The organism is Pseudomonas sp. (assembly GCF_036404235.1).
Taxonomy (GTDB): domain Bacteria; phylum Pseudomonadota; class Gammaproteobacteria; order Pseudomonadales; family Pseudomonadaceae; genus Aquipseudomonas.
Genome location: NZ_DASWOT010000151.1, coordinates 1 through 16,369 on the forward strand (window position 1 = coordinate 1; position 16,369 = coordinate 16,369).

Consider the following 16,369-nt stretch of genomic DNA (forward strand, 5'->3'; position numbering starts at 1 on the left):
GCATGCCTGCAATCCCATCGAAGATCAGCCATGGTCCTACATCATGCTGTACCTCGATGCCCGATGGTTGACATCGATTCAACAGGCCTGTGGCGTCAATGAGAAACAGGAGTTCCAGCCCATCGGTGTCACGCACACGCGTTCAGCCGAGCTGTTTGTGGGGCTGATCGAGCTGTATGACGTGCTGACCCATCCGACGCTGGAGTCGCTGCGCAAACACGAAGCCGCCCTAGCCTATTTCATGCTGATGCAGCACACCCTTGGCGCTTCGGCGTTGCCGGCGCGCAAAGCCAACCTGAAAGTCGAACGCGCCGCCCGTTTCATCAACCAGCACTTCATGCGGGCGATCCGGCTGGAAGAAATCTGTCAGGTGGCGAGTCTTTCCGAGGCGTATCTGATTCGCGCGTTTGAACAGCGCTATCACATGACGCCCCACGCCTACTTGATCAACCGCCGGGTACAACACGCTCAAACGCAGTTGCGCGACGGCGGCCAGATCGCCGATATCGCCCAACAGGCAGGGTTTGCCGATCAGGCGCATTTTCAGCGAGTGTTTAAAAAACACCTCGCTGCCACGCCGGGTCAGTACAAACCTTAGGTTGCGTACAACTGACTCAGAAAAACACCATCGACACCGCGCAACTCGCCAATAACAAAGCCATGCAGCGGTTGAATCGGCGAATCCGCGCTGGGCTGCCAAGATACTGAGCGAGAAACGCCCCGGCATACGCCCAGCACGCCACCGACAGGTAGCAAATGACGAAATAAATCAGCGCGAAGATGCCGATCAGCCGCGCCTCACCGCTGGCAACGAATGCGCCCATCCCCGCCACGGCGGCCAGCCAGGCTTTGGGGTTAAGCCATTGCATCGCCGCACCGTGGAGTAACGATGGCTGCCGCGTTGCCCGACCGACATTCAACTGGCCGTTGTCGACCGCCAGCTTCCATGCCAGGTACAGCAAAAATGACACCCCTGCCCAACGAATGATGTCGGTCAGGATCGGCCATTGCTGGAGGACTTGATGCAGGCCGAACCCGGTGAACAGCAACAGCACCACAAACCCCACCGTCGCCCCCAGCACATGCCGCAAACTTGAACGCAGGCCATATTGCGCGCCGCAGCTCAGCGCTACCACGTTCACAGGTCCCGGCGAAATCGACGCCGCCAACGCGAACAGGGTCATGGAAATCAACAGGCTTATCACATCATTTCTCCGCTCACTGAATGTCTGATCAGGGTAATCAGCACGGGAAACGCGGTATTGAAAAAAACCACCCAATCAGCGCAAGCGCCAGCCCTGTCAGTCGTTTTCGACTAACAATCCTTTTTTTGTGAGCTTGCTCGCGAAGGGGCTATTGGCTCATAAAACACATAACTATATGAATAAAAATGATTTTATGTAGATACTCTGCTCCCGGTTAGGCCGTCAGCAGGTGTATTTCGCTGAAAAGCTTGACCATATCAAATACTTCACCGCTACCGATGGCGTATGTCTTCCATGTGTCGGGTGTAGGAGCGAACTTGTTCGCGAGGCGGTCGCGTTGGTATCTCCGAAATCTCCGAAATCTGCGAACGATGCTGGAGGACCAGCGTCAATGCGAGCAAGCCTCCAGTCATTTTCAGCTATCAATCACCTTCCGATAAAACGCCCATTCCGTTTCCAGTGTATGGATCTGGTTGGCGGCCTTGCGAAAGCCGTGGCGTTCGTCTGCATAGAAATGCCCTTCAGCCGCGATGCCTTTGTCTTGCAGGGCCTTGAGCATTGCGCGGGTCTGTTCGGGGACGACGACGGCGTCGAGTTCGCCCTGGAAAAAAATCACCGGCACGCTGACCTTATCGGCATGCAGCAGCGGCGTGCGGGCCACATAGCGTTCCATGTCGATGTCCGGGTCGCCTATCAGCCAGTCCAGGTAATCGGCTTCGAACTTATGGGTTGCCTTGCCCAGCGCGATGGGATCGCTTACGCCATACAGGCTCGCGCCTGCGCGGAATACCTTGTGAAAGGCCAGCGCGCACAGCGTGGTGTAACCACCGGCGCTGCCACCGCGGATGAACGCTTGATCCGGGTTGATCAACCCGCGCTCGGCCAGATGCTCGACCACGGCGCAGGCGTCTTCAACGTCCACTACGCCCCAATTCAGAAACAGTGCTTGGCGATAGGCGCGGCCATAGCCGGTGCTGCCGCGATAGTTGAGGTCGGCGACAGCGAAGCCTCGTTGTGTCCAATACTGGATGCGTGGGTCGAGCACCGGATAGCACGCTGAGGTCGGGCCGCCGTGGATGAAAACAACCAGCGGTGGTTTTGCCGTGCCGTCCATGGCCGGGTAGAAGTAGCCGTGTGCTTCACTGGCACCGCTTGGGTAGCGCAGCGTTTGTGGTTGGCTGATGCGCTCGGAAGGCAACGGCGCAACACCCCCGGCCAGCACCTGAACGCTGTGATCATCGCGACGAATCGCCAGTACGGCTGACGGGCTGACCGCCGATGCGGCAATGCAATAGATGTGCTGATCGTCGATGGCCAGGCTACGAAAACGGCTGTAATCGCCGCTGAAATCTTCCACAGTGCCGTCGGCTGAACGGATTCCCAGCTTGCCGAAGCCATCTTCAGACCAACTGGCGAGATAAACGCCATCGCCCAGTGGCAACCAACTGCTGGCGCCCAGTTGCCAAGGCGCAGGTGCATGATCGGCATTGGCGGCGGGCAATGGCTCCAGACCTTGCGCAGTTTGCACCCATGGCTGCCAAAAGCCGCCACGATCTGTCAGGCAATACAAGCGACCCTGGTCGTCGAAACGCGGTTGCTGCAGCGACTCGGGTTCAGCACCGGCGAGGCATTCTGCGGTCGACCACGCTCCATCGGTCTGACGCGTGGCTTGCATCAAGCGGGTCATCGTCCAGGGCTGGTGCGGTCGCCACCATTCGATCCACGCCAACCGTTGCCCATCAGGGCTCAGCGTCGGCGCTGCATAAAAGTCAGCGCCTTCGGCCAGTAGATGACGTTGACCGTCGGCGATATCGATGGCTACCAGCCGGTGGGTGTCGTGATCTTCCTCGACAGCCAGAATTTGCCCACGCGCATATCGGACGTCGCCATAGCGTTTATCGCCCTGGGTCAGCGGTGTCGGTGTGCCGTCGAACGGCTGAAGATACAGCTGTTGATCGCTCGCGTTAACGAACGCCACGGCATTGACGGTCAGGCAAAAAGAGCCGCCTCCGTATTCGTACACGCGACTTTGCACGCTGAAACCTGACGGCGTCAGGCAGTGCGCAGCGCCGTTTTGCCAGCGCCAGACGCGTGAGGCGGCGTCTTCGGGGCGGTACTCGTTCCAGAACAGTCCGGCGGGACTGACGCTCAGTTCGGCGAAGTCGATCCCTGCCGCCACAGCCTGGGCGGCAGAGAACAGCTCAGGATTTGGCGATGAGGCGAGAGTTTCGTTCATTGCGGAAGGCCAGCTGCTCAATGGTCTGGCTAGCATACTCGGCTTCTTCGCGCGCTTGGGTGATCAGGCCGTGGTGCGGGGATTTGCTGCACACCGGATCAGCATTGCTCGCATCGCCAGTCAACATGAACGCCTGGCAACGGCAGCCGCCGAAGTCCTTCTCTTTTTCATCGCACGAGCGGCAGGGCTCGGGCATCCAGTCATAGCCACGAAAACGATTGAAGCCGAACGAGTCATACCAGATGTGCTGCATCGTGTGATCGCGCACGTTGGGAAACTGAATCGGCATCTGTCGTGCGCCATGGCATGGCAGCGCTGTGCCGTCCGGGGTGACGGTCAGGAAAATATTGCCCCAGCCGTTCATACAAGCCTTGGGCCGCTCTTCGTAATAATCCGGCGTGACGAAAATCAGCTTCACCGGGTTGTTGTCCAGGGCCAGTTTGGCGCGGTATTCGTTGGTGATGCGCTCGGCACGCACCAACTGTTCTTTGGTCGGCAACAGCCCGACCCGATTCAAGTACGCCCAGCCATAGAACTGGCAGGTGGCGAGCTCTACGAAGTCGGCTTCCAGCGCCAGGCATAAGTCGATGATGCGGTCGATTTTGTCGATGTTGTGCCGGTGCGTGACGAAATTCAGCACCATGGGATAGCCATGCCGCTTAACCGCTCGGGCCATTTCCAGCTTCTGCGCGAAAGCTTTTTTTGAGCCGGCGAGCATGTTGTTCACTTGCTCGTCGCTGGCCTGAAAGCTGATCTGAATGTGATCGAGCCCGGCTTTTTTGAAGTCGATGATTTTCTGTTCGGTCAGGCCAATGCCCGAGGTGATCAGGTTGGTGTAATAACCCAGGCGCCGCGCTTCGGCGATCAGCTCGGCCAGGTCCTGACGCACCAGAGGTTCGCCGCCGGAAAACCCGATCTGCGCTGCACCCATTTGTCGCGCCTCGGCCATGACCTTGAACCACTGCTCGGTGGTCAGTTCCTGGCCCTGCCGCGAGAAATCCAGCGGGTTGGAGCAATAGGGGCATTGCAGCGGGCAGCGGTAGGTCAGCTCGGCAAGCAGCCATAAGGGCAGGCCGACCTCGGGCTTGGGCGGAATTCTCAAGCCAGGATCAGTTAAAAAAGCATCAGTCGCGCCCGGCGAATGGTCAGCCGGCTCAGGCGAGTTCAATCCAGTATTCTGCACGAGCGACCTCCATAAATTGCTCGACGTCGGTGCCGAGCTCGGGAACGCCGGGGAATTTCTCATCGAGCGCTGCGATGATCGCTTCGACACTGCGCTCGCCGTCGATCAAGTCGCCAATCGCGCTCGCGCTTTCGTTGAGCTTGATCATGCCCTCCGGATAGAGCAATACATGGCTGTTCTGCGCGGGCTCGAACTGGAAGCGATAGCCTTGGCGCCAACGCGGGGTCAGTTGTCGATCAAAACTCATAGGGTGATGCCTTTATGCCAGACATGTTGGTCGGTCACGCTGTGATAGGGCGGTCGGTTCAGCTCGTAAGCCATGCTCATGGCATCGAGCATGCTCCATAAAATATCCAGTTTGAACTGCAAGATTTCCAGCATGCGCTGCTGACCTTCATAGGTTTTGTAGTGCTGCAACGTGATTGCCAAACCATGCTCGACGTCGCGGCGGGCCTGGCCCAGGCGCGTGCGGAAATACTCGTAACCGCTCGGGTCGATCCACGGATAGTGCGCCGGCCAACTGTCCAGGCGTGACTGGTGGATCTGCGGCGCGAACAGTTCGGTCAGCGAGCTGCTTGCGGCTTCCTGCCAGTTGGCGCGCCGGGCGAAGTTGACGTAGGCATCTACCGCAAATCGTACGCCGGGCAATACCAATTCCTGCGAGCGCAGTTGGTCCGGGTCCAGGCCAACGGCTTGACCCAAACGTAGCCAGGCTTCGATACCGCCATCTTCGCCGGGTGCGCCGTCGTGATCCAGCAGCCGCTGAATCCATTCCCGTCGAATTTCGCGGTCCGGGCAATTGGCCAAAATCGCCGCGTCTTTCAGGGGGATGTTCACCTGATAATAGAAGCGATTGGCGACCCAGCCTTGAATCTGTTCGCGGGTCGCGCGGCCTTCGTACATCGCCACGTGAAACGGGTGGTAGATGTGGTAATAGGCGCCTTTGGCACGCAAGGCCGCTTCGAATTCAGCGGGGGACAACGCAGCGTGTTCGCTCATGTCAGCTCCTAAAGCTCGATGCTCATGCCGTCGAAAGCCACTTCGACGTTACGGCGGCTTAACTCTGCGCGTTCGGCGGAGTCTTCGTCGAGGATCGGGTTGGTGTTGTTGATGTGGATAAGCACTTTGCGTTGATTGGGCAGCCGCTCCAGCACCTCCAACATGCCGCCGGGGCCGTTCTGCGCCAGGTGGCCCATTTGCGTGCCGGTGCGGGTGCCGACACCGCGCCGTTGCATTTCATCGTCGTCCCACATTGTGCCGTCTATCAGCAGGCAATCGGCGGCGCTCATTTTTTCCAGCAGCGCATCGTCGATCTGGCCCAGCCCAGGCGCGTAAAACAGTTTGCCGCCGGTTTTCAGGTCTTCGACCATCAGCCCGATGTTGTCGCCAGGGTGTGGGTCGAAGCGGTGCGGCGAGTAGGGCGGTGCTGCGCTGCGCAGCGCAAATGGTGTAAAGCGCAGGTTGGGACAGGCCGGGATGACGAAGCTGCTTTCGAGTTCGATGCGGTTCCAGATCAAACCACCGTTCCAATGCTTGAGCATTTCGAACAGCGGAAAACCGGTGCTCAGGTCCTCGTGGACCATGTTGGTACACCAGACTTGGTGCGGGCAGCCTTCGCGCAGGCTGAGCAGGCCGGTGGTGTGGTCAATTTGGCTGTCCATCAGCACGATGGCGCTGATACCGGTATCGCGCAGTGCGCGATTGGGTTGCATCGGGGCGAAACTCTGCAGTTGGGCACGGATATCGGGGGAGGCGTTGCACAGCACCCAATTTACGCCGTCATCTGACAAGGCAATGGACGATTGGGTGCGCGCCTTGGCGTTCAGGCTGCCCTCGCGAAAACCAGCGCAATTAACGCAGTTGCAGTTCCACTGCGGGAAACCTCCACCAGCGGCGGATCCGAGAATCTGGATGTGCATTGTCGCTCCGTACCGGCCCTGTGGCTGGGCCTGAAAACATGCTTTCTAACAAAAAAGCCCCGGCGAACCGAGGCTTTTCAGTGCGCAACAATCAACGGCTTGCGAAGTACATGGTGACTTCAAAGCCGATACGCAGATCAGTGTAAGCAGGTTTGGTCCACATAAAAGACTCCTTTTGGGTTAATACAGCGGTGGGTGAATACATCCTTAGTACACCAGTAGGAGGAGGCGTTCAAATACTTAGCGGGCTATGTAGGTAAATATTTCGGATCTTTATGGCGCCGAGTTTGGGACAGAGGGCACCACTATCAGTTGCGTGAGCATCACCCATCACGCGGGTTAGAGCGATTAGAGAGATATAGCCAGCCATTGCCCGGGCTGGTTAATTGATCGACTGCAGCGAGCAGATCGGTTTCATGAAGATTTGATAAATCGCGCTTCATGTCGTCAAGGTACTCGGTGCCATGCCCGGCCAAATGCGCCTGCCACAGCAGTTCGGCAACTTGCTGGGTGTCTAGCGCCGCGAGATCGAACTGCGCCGCCAACGTTTGTCGCTGGTTGGCAATGTCCGACGACGCTATCAGCGACGGCAGGCCCGCTATGACCTGTTCCATGTGCCGAGCGAGCTCTCCTGCTGTTGCGTTCGGCGACTGCACGCCAAACAGCATTCCTGATTGCCCGGCGATTTGTCGGAAACCACTGAATACCGCGTAGCCCAGTTGCAATTCGACCCGTAGGCGCTGGTAGAAGGGGGTCTGGAGCAAGTGTGCGAGGAGTCGCCAGCAGGCTTGGTCTTTCAGGGTGTGGCTCAATGTTGGGCAGAACAGGAGCACGGCGCTTTCCGAGGATTCTGACGGTTGCGTGTGCCAGCTTTTGCCCGAGCATACAGCGGGTGGCTGTGGCAACTGGGTATCCGAGATGCCAGGCACTTTGCCCAAGGCGCTGAGTAGGGAGTTTTGACCTTTATCGGGAAACCCTATGGCGAAGCCGGTCCAGCGAGTGTTTTTCCAGTCAGTCAGAAGATCTTCGTGAGCATGGGGCATCTCTATAGGTGCGGTGCTCAACACATGATCGGGCAGGACCTTCAGCAATTGCCGGATCGGAATCAGGGCGGGTTCATTTTTTGCCTGTTGGTAACGCGCGAGAGTTTTGCTGTCGGGGTTTGCCAGCAAACTCAGCGCGTGTTCGACAACGGCAGGCATAGGGTCTGCAAGGCCGGAGATTTTCAGCTGCCAATAGTTGCCGTAAGTGCTGAATGTCAGATTGACGCCTGCTTGCTGCGCATCGTCGGTAAGGGGCGTAAGGCTGTCGTTGAGTACCTGCCAGAGTGCGGGGGCGGGGTTTTGAAGCGTCCAGCGCAGGTAAACGGCGCCCTCGCCTGTTGAATCGGGTAGGGCATTGCTGAATGTGAGCGCGGGGATGGGGTGTGCGACCGTCGTCGAATGCGCTGTTGCTTGTAGGAATGGGTTCGATTTCGGCAGGCACCATTGAGCGTCGTCGATGCTTGTATTCTCAGGCAGGCTGTTTCTGCCAAGAAGCGCGTCATCCGGTTGCAACTGATCAATCAACGCGTCCAGGGCCGCAGCACCTTGATCTGAAAGGCCCGGCGTCGCATCAGCCGCCCCGCTGTTGCTGTAATGCCGAGCGAGCATCAGCGCACCGCCGACGTCCAATTGTCGTTGTTGCAGCAGCGCGTATTCGTTGCGCAGGGCTGGGTAGTGGGCTTTGAAAAAGTTGAGCCAGTTGAAGAACAATTGGGTGATGAGTGTTTGCTGATTTGGTGGTGGTGATTGTGCTGACGCTTTAGTGAGCAAGCTCGCCTCCAGAGCAATCTCAATGTCGATCAAGACCTGCCCCTGAAATTGATACAACACCTGTGCTTTAAGGGATTCAATCAAGCTGCGCTCTTTCAGCTCGCTAAGTAATCCACCGGGCTGCGCATTCCCCAGCCAAAAACAGAAAAAAGCCACGGCCTCTTCAGCACCGTCAGGTAGATCCTCGCACGCAAACATCAGATGCATCCGACGTGAATCGATGTTGGTTTGATCCTTCTGCACTTCATCCCGCAAGGGTGGCGGTGCGGTCTGCTCGACCTTTTCACCTTTGGGAAACGTCCCACCCAATCGTTCGGCTAAGGCTTTCAATTCATCCAGCGATTGCGGCCCGGCAAGGCTCAACGTCATCTGCCCCGCCTGATAAAACCGCCGGTAAAAATCTTGCAACGCCTGCTGAAACGTCGGACGTGGCACCGGGAGGCTGTAGCGATTACCCGCATGAAACCAGCGTGACGGATGCGCTGCCGAAACCGGCTCAAGCAGCTTCATTTGGTTGCGCGCTGCATCATCGCGCATCCAGGCAATGAACTCCGCATGCAGCACTTCGCGTTCGCGCAACTGATCCTCAAACGCCATACGCGGATGAGCGAGCATGTCGCACAGCCGCTCCAGGCCATCGGCGAATACCGGCTGCGCTAACTCGAAGAAGAAGTCAGTCGTGCGTTCGCGAGTGCTGGCGTTGATCTGGCCGCCATGACGCTGCACGAACGCCATCAGGTTTTGCTCGGCAGGGAAGCGCTCGGTGCCAAGAAAAAACAAATGCTCAAGAAAGTGCGCCAACCCCGGCCATTGCGGCGCGACATCATGACTGCCCGCCGACACCCGCAACGCTGCTGCACAACGCTTCAAACGCCGCGCATGACACAGCGACACCTGCAGGCCGTTGGGCAAGATCAGGGATTGGGCAGTGGGCGACGCAGGTGCAGGCATGACAGTTTCCGGATGGGCTCGGGAAGCGAGAGGTCATGCTAGCGGATAACAGAGTCGTCGTGCGGGCAAAGGTTTTTTGCTGATACCGTTCTTCTTTCAGGGCATGCAAAACCTGTAGGAGCCAACGTGTTGGCGATACGTGGTCAGGCGATACAGGTGCGTTGCGTAGGATGCCCCTTCGCGAACAAGTTCGCGCCTACAGAGGCGTGGAGGATTAAAAATACGGTTCAGCGCTCAACCAACCCCGAGTAAAGCCCCGGCCGTCGATCATTGAAATAGGTATTGAGCGCCCGGGAGTCGTCCAAGAGCTGCCGATCAAGCGTTGCGATGATCAGCGACTCGTCATGCCCGGCCAGCCCAATCTGCTTGCCATCGGGCGTACAAATGCTGCTCAGCCCGCAGTAATGGATATCCTCCTCGCTGCCGCAGTAATTGGTATACGCCAGAAAGCACTGATTCTCGAACGCCCGTGCTCGCACTGTGACCTGCGCGACGAACTCATACGGTGCCATGTTGGCGGTCGGCACCAAAATCAGCTCCACACCGGCCAATGCCAAGCGCCGGGTATTTTCCGGAAACTCGACGTCGTAGCAGATCAAAAAGCCCAGCTTCCAGCCCTTGAATTCCACGATAGGGAAGTCGTCTTCCCCGGCTGAGAACATCGATTTATCCAGGTCGCCATACAGATGCGTCTTACGGTAATTGCAGAGTCTTGTGCCCTGATCGTCAATTAGCTGCACGGCGTTATAGATCTGCTCGTCAACGCTGCGCTCGGGGTAGCCATAGAGAATGGCGACACCCGACGCCCGAGCGACGGCCGCGATCTCAAGCGCCGCCGGACCGTCGTGCAATTGCGCCAGGGCTCGCGCTGCATCCGCGCCGATGTTGTAGCCCGTCAGGAACATCTCCGGGCAGACCAGCAAATCGACGCCTTGCGCAGCAGCTTCAATGGCTTGAGCTTTGAGGCGCTGCAAATTACAACCTACCTCTAGGGGCAGTGGGGGACATTGATAAAGCGCGATACGCATCGGGTGCTCCTTTTGACTGACGGCAGCGTTATTCGGGTAGCACAATCGGCCCAATTGCATCGAACACATCGCCTGGCCCTGGGTTCTCGGTGTGGGTCTTGCCGCCGAAGTGGGTCATGATGCCCCATACCGCATTCAGCGAAGTTTGCACCGCGCCTTCGACCCAGGCCGGCGTCCAGGATACGTCGTCGCCAGCGATGAAAATGCCGCGTTGTTCGTCAGGCATGTTCTTTTGCACGAAGTGCGCGTACATGCGCTGGTTGTAACGATAGTGGCCCGGCAGCGCGCCCTTGAAGGCTCCGAGAAAGTGCGGGTCGGCCTCCCATGAAACAGTGATCGGGTCGCCAATGATCCGCGCTGCTATGTCGACTTTCGGATAGATCTTCTTCAGTGCATCGAGGGCCAGCTTCACGCGTTTCTCAATCGGCTGTGGCAGCATTTTAAGCGCGTCGCTCATCCATGAGTAGGACAGGCAAATCACCCCCGGCTTTTCTTCGCCGTTGGCGTAAGTACCATTATCGAACAGGTAAGTACCGCGGGTCAGGCGGTCGGTGAGTGTCATGCTCATCAGGTCGCGACCGGTTTCAGGGTCTTTGTCTTTCCAGAATGGGCGGTCGACCATGACAAAGGTTTTTGACGACTGCATGTAACGCGTGCGGTCCAGGGCCATCCACATTTTTTGCGAGAACAACGACTCTTCGCACTCGATCTGCGTGGTCAGCAGCCAGCTTTGGCAGGTCGTCAAAACGGCGGCGTAATGCCGGGTGTCGCCCCAGTTGTCGGTGACCGCGAAGTTACCGTCGGGCGCGCGGGCAATACGTTTGACACCTGTGCGCGGCGCGCCATGGTGCAGCGAAGACAGCGTGGTGCCTTGTGGCCAATGCGCACAACGTTCAGGCGCATGGCGCCAGATGCCCAGCGGCACTTGCTCCACGCCACCCACAATCAAATGCTGGTGGTCGTCGCAGTTGGTCATCACCACGCGGAAGATTTCCAGCATCGAGTTGGGGAAGTCAGAGTCCCAGCCGCCTGTGCCGAAACCGACCTGGCCAAATACTTCACGGTGGTAGAACGACAGTTTTGCGAAGGCCTTGGAGGTGGCGACGAAATCGTAAAAAGTGCGGTCGTCCCACAGCGGCACCAGCGTGTTCCACAGCGCTTTGAGGCGTGGTACGTCACGGTCGCGGATGGCTTGCTGGATGTCGGCGAATTGTGAGCCTTCTTCCAGTGCATCCGCCCACGCGTCAGCCACTTCCTGAAACAGCGCAGGTAAGTCCGACAGCTTCTGTGCGTAATGGGTAGTGCCTTCCAGGTCGATGACTGTGCTGCCCGACGCGGCCGTCAGTGGATTGGGGAAGGGTTTGGATTCGAGGCCGAGCTTGTCAACGTAGTGATAGAACGCGGTGGAGGACACCGGAAAGCGCATCCCGCCGAGTTCGGCAATGATGCCTTCGGCGCCTTCGAATTGTTGCGAGCGCAGTCGCCCACCCATTTTCGAGGCTTCATAGACGACCGGTTTAAGGCCGAGCTTCATCAGCTCATAAGCTGCTACCAGCCCTGCGATGCCCGCACCGACAATGGCCACTTCGGCCCCGTGGTTTTCAGTGGGGATGCTGCCCAGGCCAGCCGGGTGCTCGATCCAGTCATCGAAGGCGAATGGGAAGTCTGGGCCGAAAATGGTGATCGGTTTTTTTCCGTCGGCGGGATGGCGATTGTTGTTCATGGCTGACCTTGTTCGACTGGGGCGCGAAAGTGAACAAGTCTAGATAACAGTTGAGACGTTAATAAGACGCAAAGTGTCGTCGTTTTGTAGAGATTTTAAGCGATATGACGATATTAGACGTCGTTTTGATGTGGGAATGCGCTTCCCCTGTTAGGGTTTGAACAAGGCCTGTGTAGGAGACGTCGAGAATGTGTCTAGCAAGCGTGTTCGCAGAAGCCAATCTCCATAATGCGCGTCAGTCTAAACCGGCTGCCCGCGATCAATCTTGCTGCTCAAAATGATCGAGGTCGTGGTCTTCTCGACCCCATCCACGCTGCCGATCAAATCCAGCAACTGATCCAGTTGTTCAGGCGAGTCCGTACGCAGCCATGCCACGTAATCGAATTCGCCGCTTACCGCACACAACTGCTGAACCTGCGCCAGTGCGCTGAGCCGGCGCAGCACTTCCTTGCCGGAGCGCGGCTGCACGGTAATGCCGACGTAAGCCTGCAAGCCGCCATCCACGACTCGTTGACTCAACCGCACGCCGTAGCCGGTGATGATTTTGGCTTTTTCCAGACGAGCAAGGCGCGATGTGACGGTGGTCCGCGCGATGCCCAGTTGCCGGGCAAGCATGGCCACAGGTTCGCGGGCGTTGATCTGCAGCGCTGCGATCAACTGACGGTCGATGTCATCGAGCGCGGGAGGGCGGGTGTCGGACAAGGGCAGATCTCCTTCGGCAAGCGGACCATATTACCTGTCGAGGAAGATCGCGGCGCAGATGCAGGAGCGAATTCATTCGCGAGGCGGCGACACACGCCCACGGATGACCAGTGGCTGAGGGTACAGCTCAAACTGTAGGAGCCAACGTGTTGGCGAGGCGACCGACGCGATGCGCCTGAAACGCCGCCTCGCGAACACGTTCGCTCCTACAGAACTCACCCCAACCGGAGAGGGCACATCCTCAGTTTTTGTAGTCCGGCGCCACGCGATCCAGCAATCGCAACAACGCCGCCCAGGCGAACTGCACGGCATCCGGGTCGCTCAGCTCACCTTCGGCCACATCCTGTCCTGGCGCGTTGAATTGTTTTTCGGTGCGCTGACAGACTTCGTCCGGCGGATAGCGCAACGCACCACCGGCCTGCGCCGCAATTTGAATCTCGCAGGCCTTCTCCAGGTAATACATGCGCAAAAACGCCTGCTTCACGCTGTCGCCCACGGTCAGCAAACCATGGTTACGCAGGATCATCACCGAATGGCTGCCTAGATCTGCCACCAGACGCTGCTGCTCGCTGAAGTTCAGCGCAATGCCTTCGTACTCGTGATAGCCCAGGCGTCCATAGAACTCCAGGGAGATCTGGTTCACTGGCAATAACCCGCACTCCTGCGCGGCCACGGCGCAACCGGCCTTGGTGTGCGTATGCAGGACGCATTGGGCATCTTCCCGAGCGCGGTGGATAGCGCTGTGAATCACAAAACCGGCCGGATTGACTGGGTAATCCGACGTTTGCACCTTATTACCATCAAGGTCGATTTTTACCAGGTTCGACGCGGTGATCTCTTCAAAGAACAATCCGTATGGATTGATCAGGAAGTGATGTTCGGGGCCCGGAATACGCACCGAAATGTGGGTGGAGATCAGATCGGACATTTTGTAATGCGCGATCAGCCGGTAACAGGCCGCGAGTTCCTGCCTGAGTTGCCATTCTTCCTGGGTGTACGGGTGTGCCATTGTTCCTCCGGATATCTTCGGTCTGTGACTGGATTAACGTGCCAGCCAAGCGTTCAGGCGTTCTTCAAGCTCTTCGCCGTGATCGACCCAGAACTCGATGTTCAGCGGTAACGCTACCGCCATGTTTTGTGGCGAGGTCGCGATCCATGGCGCTTTGGTTGGGTCCAGTTTGTCGCTCAGGGCTTTGTTGGTCACGCCGTAAGCGATGGCTTGTGAGAAAGCCTGCTGTGGCGCTTGTTCGTTGGCGTAGGCGATGAATGTGTTCGCTGCGTCTTTGTGCTTGGACCCTTTGACGATGGTCCAGTAATCCATGCTGTACAGCGAGCCATTCCAGATAGGCGCGACTTTCAAGCCTTCACTGGCGGCTACGGCGCCACGGCCGCTGAACGTGGTGGTCATGACCACATCGCCCGAGGCGAGCCACTGCATGGGTTGCGAGCCTGCTTCCCACCATTGGATGTACGGCTTGAGTTTGTCCAGTTTGGCGAACGCACGATCAACGCCCGCTGGCGTGTTCAGCACTTTATAGACATCTGTGGCGGGCACGCCGTCAGCGAGCAGGGCGTATTCGAGGGTGTACATCGCGCCTTTGCGCAGGCCGCGTTTGCCAGGGTATTTGGTGGTGTCCCAAAAGTCAGCCCAACTGGCCGGGACGCTTTTGACTTTGTCGGTGGCATACACCAGCGGCATGCCCCAGACCAGTGCCGCCGAGCCGCACTCCTGCTCCGCGCCAGCAATCAGTTGCTGGTTGCCACGCAGTTTGGCCCAGTCGAGTTTCTCGAACAGGCCCTCGGCGCAACCGCGCTCAAGGTCAGGTGCTTCAACTTGCACGACATCCCAGTCGGCATGACCGGTTTCGGCCATGACTTTGATTTTTGCCATTTCTCCGTTGTATTCGGTTTGCACGACGCCGACACCAGTCTTTTTGGCGAAGGGCTCGAAAATCGTGGTGTTCTGGATTTTCTGGGCGGCCCCGCCAAAGCCCACGATGACCATGTTTTCCGCCGCCAGGGCCGGCAGTGGCGAAAGCATCAACAACGCACACGCAATCTTCAGGTTCTTACTGTTCATCGACATTTTCCTTACGGCCTAAAGGCCTTGTTCGACAGGCAAGAGCGCACGCTGAAGCGCCCATGGCTGCGCAGGGGTAAACGGATAGAAACAGGCAATGACACGTATAACGAGAAAGCTGGAGCTGTGCCGCTGCGTTGGCCTGAAGGCTGCGAGCGGCGTGATTTTTTTATTGGCTGCTCGCGGTGGGATGCGAGTGATTTAAAGCCTAATCCAGAGCTTGTGAAATAAAAAGACAGAATTGGCGATTTAGTGAAAAAAATGTCATAAATTTCACTGTCGGTAAAAATCGTTGGCCCAATGGACTATTTTCACCACGACAGCTTTAAACTTCGGCCACGCTCACTGGAGCCCGCCCGACATGCACCGAGGTAGTGATGACATCAGGAAACCCCCGCGACAACGCCAGGAAGGCAAAACAGGTGCCGGACGAGACGCCCGCAGGAGAAAGCTTTCTCGGAGAGCGCATCCGTGGGCTGCGCAAGCGTCAGGGCTTGACCCTTGCCGAACTGGCGCGGCTCAGTCAACTGTCGGTGGGCTACATCAGCCAGCTTGAGCGTGACTTGTCGCGGCCTTCGGTCGACACGTTGCTGAAAATCGGTCGTTGCCTGGGCGTGAATATTCAATGGTTCTTTTCGACCAAAACAGACGTTGCTGAAGCCGACGCTGGATACGTCGTACGTAAGGACTGCCGTCAGAACATCCATTATGACGATGGCATTCACGACCAGTTGCTCACCCCCAGCCCAAGCGGGCAGATCGAAATGGTCCATTCTCGCTTTCCGCCCGGTGCCTACAACCGCACCAGTTATACCCATGAAGGCGAGGAGGTCGGTTATTTGCTGACCGGAACCTTTGAGTTGTGGGTCGGGGAAAAGCACTTTCTGTTGGGTGAGGGTGACAGCTTCCGCTTCGCCAGCAATGAGCCCCATCGTTACGGCAATCCGGGGCAGACCGATGCCGTGGTGCTTTGGGTAATTACGCCGCCGACTTATTAGCCATGGTTCTCTGGCGTTCGATACGATGCTTCGCAGCCTCCGGCAGCTCTAACTGATCAACCGCTGTCTGACACCCGTCTGAAGGAGCCAACGTGTTGGCGATGCGACCCACGCGGTGTGTCTGAAACCCTGCCTCGCGAACAAGTTCACTCCTACAACTGATCAACCGCCCAGATTGAAGACATCCGCCAATGGCGCGCCGTGACGGATGAGCAGCGGTGGGTCATTGTGGTCGAGGTTGCAGAACGCGCTTCATCTGTAGGAGCCAACTTGTTGGCGATGCGACCCACGCGGTGTGTCTGAAACCCTGCCTCGCGAACAAGTTCACTCCTACAGCGGATCAAGCGCCACGTTGAATATTTGCCAATGGCGCGCCGTGACGGATGAGCAGTGGAGGGTAATCGTGGTCGAGGCCGCAGATCCGACGCTGTCTGACCCTCGTCTGCAGAACGCGCTTCATCTGTAGGAGCCAACTTGTTGGCGAGGCGACCCACGCGGTGTGCCAGAAACGCCGCCTCGCGAACAAGTTC

Annotated in this window: 15 protein-coding genes; 2 read left to right on the forward strand and 13 right to left on the reverse strand. The window is 57.9% G+C overall.

The window, feature by feature from the left end:
- Positions 1 to 598: AraC family transcriptional regulator (locus VGC62_RS19105; RefSeq protein WP_331188647.1), on the forward strand; the 598-nt coding region annotated here is incomplete at its 5' end.
- 16 nt (positions 599 to 614) lie between these two features.
- Here the strand turns inward: VGC62_RS19105 and VGC62_RS19110 are convergent.
- From VGC62_RS19110 to VGC62_RS19170, 13 genes are all read right to left on the reverse strand, one after another.
- Complete coding sequence (locus VGC62_RS19110) at positions 615 to 1,202, reverse strand: LysE family translocator (RefSeq protein ID WP_331188659.1); 588 nt, start codon at positions 1,200 to 1,202, stop codon at positions 615 to 617.
- Between the two features lie 418 nt (positions 1,203 to 1,620).
- Positions 1,621 to 3,441 carry a S9 family peptidase gene (locus tag VGC62_RS19115; RefSeq protein WP_331188648.1) on the reverse strand — a complete coding sequence of 607 codons (1,821 nt, stop codon included), beginning with the start codon at positions 3,439 to 3,441 and terminating at the stop codon, positions 1,621 to 1,623.
- Positions 3,407 to 4,624: a pyrroloquinoline quinone biosynthesis protein PqqE gene (pqqE, locus tag VGC62_RS19120; protein ID WP_414705825.1), complete on the reverse strand. Its 1,218-nt coding sequence runs from the start codon at positions 4,622 to 4,624 to the stop codon at positions 3,407 to 3,409. The genes VGC62_RS19115 and pqqE overlap by 35 nt, the downstream gene beginning before the upstream one ends.
- Positions 4,596 to 4,871: a pyrroloquinoline quinone biosynthesis peptide chaperone PqqD gene (pqqD, locus tag VGC62_RS19125; protein ID WP_331188649.1), complete on the reverse strand. Its 276-nt coding sequence runs from the start codon at positions 4,869 to 4,871 to the stop codon at positions 4,596 to 4,598. Before pqqD ends, pqqE begins: the two co-directional genes overlap by 29 nt.
- Positions 4,868 to 5,623: a pyrroloquinoline-quinone synthase PqqC gene (pqqC, locus tag VGC62_RS19130; protein WP_331188650.1), complete on the reverse strand. Its 756-nt coding sequence runs from the start codon at positions 5,621 to 5,623 to the stop codon at positions 4,868 to 4,870. The genes pqqD and pqqC overlap by 4 nt, the downstream gene beginning before the upstream one ends.
- A gap of 8 nt (positions 5,624 to 5,631) precedes the next feature.
- On the reverse strand, positions 5,632 to 6,543 hold the full coding sequence (gene pqqB, locus VGC62_RS19135; protein ID WP_331188651.1) for a pyrroloquinoline quinone biosynthesis protein PqqB: 912 nt from the start codon (positions 6,541 to 6,543) through the stop codon (positions 5,632 to 5,634).
- 91 nt (positions 6,544 to 6,634) lie between these two features.
- Positions 6,635 to 6,706, reverse strand: a complete 72-nt coding sequence (gene pqqA, locus VGC62_RS19140) for a pyrroloquinoline quinone precursor peptide PqqA (RefSeq protein ID WP_008365141.1) — start codon at positions 6,704 to 6,706, stop codon at positions 6,635 to 6,637.
- Positions 6,707 to 6,866: 160 nt separating this feature from the next.
- Positions 6,867 to 9,308, reverse strand: a complete 2,442-nt coding sequence (gene pqqF / locus VGC62_RS19145; RefSeq protein WP_331188652.1) for a pyrroloquinoline quinone biosynthesis protein PqqF — start codon at positions 9,306 to 9,308, stop codon at positions 6,867 to 6,869.
- 227 nt (positions 9,309 to 9,535) lie between these two features.
- Positions 9,536 to 10,336, reverse strand: a complete 801-nt coding sequence (locus VGC62_RS19150; RefSeq protein ID WP_331188653.1) for a carbon-nitrogen hydrolase family protein — start codon at positions 10,334 to 10,336, stop codon at positions 9,536 to 9,538.
- Between the two features lie 28 nt (positions 10,337 to 10,364).
- A complete protein-coding gene (locus VGC62_RS19155; RefSeq protein ID WP_331188654.1) occupies positions 10,365 to 12,059 on the reverse strand; it encodes a flavin monoamine oxidase family protein in 1,695 nt (564 codons plus the stop codon).
- A 240-nt stretch (positions 12,060 to 12,299) separates the two neighbouring features.
- A complete protein-coding gene (locus tag VGC62_RS19160; RefSeq protein WP_331188655.1) occupies positions 12,300 to 12,761 on the reverse strand; it encodes an Lrp/AsnC family transcriptional regulator in 462 nt (153 codons plus the stop codon).
- Between the two features lie 241 nt (positions 12,762 to 13,002).
- Positions 13,003 to 13,770: a class II aldolase/adducin family protein gene (locus tag VGC62_RS19165; protein ID WP_331188656.1), complete on the reverse strand. Its 768-nt coding sequence runs from the start codon at positions 13,768 to 13,770 to the stop codon at positions 13,003 to 13,005.
- A 33-nt stretch (positions 13,771 to 13,803) separates the two neighbouring features.
- On the reverse strand, positions 13,804 to 14,841 hold the full coding sequence (locus VGC62_RS19170) for an ABC transporter substrate-binding protein (RefSeq protein WP_331188657.1): 1,038 nt from the start codon (positions 14,839 to 14,841) through the stop codon (positions 13,804 to 13,806).
- Between the two features lie 377 nt (positions 14,842 to 15,218).
- Here VGC62_RS19170 and VGC62_RS19175 point away from each other — a divergent pair, with 377 nt between their 5' ends.
- Positions 15,219 to 15,839, forward strand: a complete 621-nt coding sequence (locus VGC62_RS19175) for a helix-turn-helix domain-containing protein (protein WP_331188658.1) — start codon at positions 15,219 to 15,221, stop codon at positions 15,837 to 15,839.
- The last annotated feature ends 530 nt before the right edge of the window (positions 15,840 to 16,369 follow it).

Bases quoted from the DNA above. Each gene is read 5' to 3' on its own strand.
- VGC62_RS19115 (WP_331188648.1), bottom strand. From the start codon at position 3,441: ATGAACGAAACTCTCGCCTCATCGCCAAATCCTGAGCTGTTCTCTGCC.
- pqqD (WP_331188649.1), bottom strand. From the start codon at position 4,871: ATGAGTTTTGATCGACAACTGACCCCGCGTTGGCGCCAAGGCTATCGC.
- pqqC (WP_331188650.1), bottom strand. From the start codon at position 5,623: ATGAGCGAACACGCTGCGTTGTCCCCCGCTGAATTCGAAGCGGCCTTG.
- pqqB (WP_331188651.1), bottom strand. From the start codon at position 6,543: ATGCACATCCAGATTCTCGGATCCGCCGCTGGTGGAGGTTTCCCGCAG.
- pqqF (WP_331188652.1), bottom strand. From the start codon at position 9,308: ATGCCTGCACCTGCGTCGCCCACTGCCCAATCCCTGATCTTGCCCAAC.
- VGC62_RS19150 (WP_331188653.1), bottom strand. From the start codon at position 10,336: ATGCGTATCGCGCTTTATCAATGTCCCCCACTGCCCCTAGAGGTAGGT.
- VGC62_RS19155 (WP_331188654.1), bottom strand. From the start codon at position 12,059: ATGAACAACAATCGCCATCCCGCCGACGGAAAAAAACCGATCACCATT.
- VGC62_RS19165 (WP_331188656.1), bottom strand. From the start codon at position 13,770: ATGGCACACCCGTACACCCAGGAAGAATGGCAACTCAGGCAGGAACTC.
- VGC62_RS19170 (WP_331188657.1), bottom strand. From the start codon at position 14,841: ATGAACAGTAAGAACCTGAAGATTGCGTGTGCGTTGTTGATGCTTTCG.
- VGC62_RS19175 (WP_331188658.1), top strand. From the start codon at position 15,219: ATGACATCAGGAAACCCCCGCGACAACGCCAGGAAGGCAAAACAGGTG.